2 protein-coding genes are annotated in these 1,982 nt (G+C 76.4%); one reads left to right on the forward strand and one right to left on the reverse strand.

Annotation, left to right across the window (positions count from 1 at the left end):
- Positions 1 to 1,063 (reverse strand): sigma-70 family RNA polymerase sigma factor (locus tag ACWEVO_RS35725; RefSeq protein WP_452311816.1); only part of this gene is annotated, 1,063 nt, incomplete at its 3' end.
- Positions 1,064 to 1,135: 72 nt separating this feature from the next.
- Between ACWEVO_RS35725 and ACWEVO_RS35730 the strand changes: the two genes are divergently transcribed.
- Positions 1,136 to 1,969, forward strand: a complete 834-nt coding sequence (locus ACWEVO_RS35730; RefSeq protein WP_452311817.1) for an alpha/beta fold hydrolase — start codon at positions 1,136 to 1,138, stop codon at positions 1,967 to 1,969.
- Positions 1,970 to 1,982: the final 13 nt, after the last annotated feature.

The raw sequence follows: 1,982 nt of genomic DNA on the forward strand, positions 1-1,982 counted from the left end.
CCGCCGGCGCCGCCCCCGCCGCCTGACGGGGTCCCGGTTCCGGCGGGAGCGCGGCCGGCAGCCCGAACGCCGCGAACTGGGCGGCGTCCAGGAACGAGGTGATCCCGGCGATCCGGCCGTCCCGCAGCGTCAGCACGTCGATCGACCAGGGCAGGTACGGACCGGCCGCGCCCCGGCGCAGATAGGAGGCGAGCGCGGGCTGGGCGTTCGCGCCGACCGGCAGGTGCCGCCAGCTGCCGCACGGGCCGAGCGGCCCGGACCGCGCGAAGTCCAGCACCGCCCCGATGCCCTGGTACCAGTGCGGCAGCGGCGGCATCGACCAGGTGACGTCCTCGGTGAGCAGGGCGATCAGGGCGTCGCCGTCGCCGGCCGCCAGGGCGGTGGCGTAGCCGGTGACGACCTCCCGCAGGCGGGCGTCGCCGAGGGTGTGCAGGGCACGCTGCTGGGTGACGGCGGGCGTCCGCTCGGCGAGGGTGCGGCGGGCCCGGGCCAGGGCCGAGTTCACCGAGGTGGTCGTGGTCCGCATGATGGCCGCGATCTCGGCCGCCGAGTAGCCGAGGACGTCGAAGAGCAGCAGGGCGGCCCGCTGGTTGCCCGGCAGGTGCTGCATCGCGGCCACGAAGGCCAGTTCGACCGCCTCGCGCTGCTCGTACCGGGCGTCCGGGGCGACCGGCGCGGCGGCGAGGCCGGCGTCCGGGTACGGGCCGAGCCAGGCGACGTCCCGGTCTGGGCGGCTCTCCGGGACGGCGTGCTGGCTGGCCGGACCGAGGTCGACCGGCAGCGCCCGCCGGCCGCGGCTGGTGATCGCGTCCAGGCAGACGCGGGTCGCCACGGTGTACAGCCACGAGCGCAGCGAGCCCCGTCCGGCGAAGCCCGGCAGCCCCCGCCAGGCGCGCAGCAGGGTGTCCTGGAGGGCGTCGTCCGCGTCGTGCACCGAGCCGAGCATCCGGTAGCAGTGGGCGTGCAGTTCACCGCGCAGCGGTGCGACGAGCGCGGTGAAGGCGGCCTGGTCGACCGCGGCCGGCTCCCCGGCGCCGGCGGCGGTCGAGGGAATGACGCTCACGAGCGACGATTCTGCCGCACCGGCGGGGTCTGGAAGGTGTACGGCTCATTCGCCACGAACCGGAGGACCCCGATGAGCAGCACTCCCACCGCGCACGTCACGACCGGCACCCTGGCGGTCCCCGACGGGCGGCTCCACTACGAGGTACGCGGACAGGGGCCCGTCGTGGCCCTGGTCGCCGCGCCGATGGACGCCGCGGCCTTCGCGCCGCTGGCCGACCTGCTGGCCGCGGAGCACACCGTGCTGACCACCGACCCGCGCGGCATCGGCCGCAGCGTCCTGCACGACCCGCACCAGGACTCCACGCCGGAACTGCGGGCCGACGACCTGTCCCGGCTCCTCGCCCACCTCGACGCCGGCCCGGCCGCCGTGCTCGGTTCCAGCGGTGGCGCGGTGACCGTCCTCGCCCTCGCCCAGGCGTACCCCGAGCGGGTGCACACCGTCGTCGCCCACGAGCCGCCGCTGCTCGGGCTGCTGCCGGACCGGGCCGAGCTGCTGGCCCGGGAGGACGACATGATCGCCACCTACCTGGCCGGGGACCGGCTCGGGGCCGGCCGGGCGTTCCTCGCCAACGCCAACATCCACCTGCCGGAGGACCTGGTCCTGGCGATGTACGGCGGCGAGCCCGAGCCGCAGGCGGCCGCCGACGAGCACTTCCAGTACGTGCACATGATCCGGGGGACCACCCGGTTCCGGCCCGACCTCGCCGCCCTGCGCGACGGCCCGACCCAGGTCGTGGTCGGTCTCGGCGAGGCGTCGACCGACCAGGTCTGCGACCGCACCTCGCGCGCGCTCGCCGCCGCGCTGGATACGGCTCCGACCATGTTCCCCGGCGGGCACATCGGCTTCGCCGAGGAGCCGGCGGCGTTCGCCGGCCGGCTGCGCGAGGTGCTCGCCGAGGGCTGAGCGGGGCGCGACC

It is taken from the genome of Micromonospora sp. NPDC003776, from assembly GCF_053605645.1.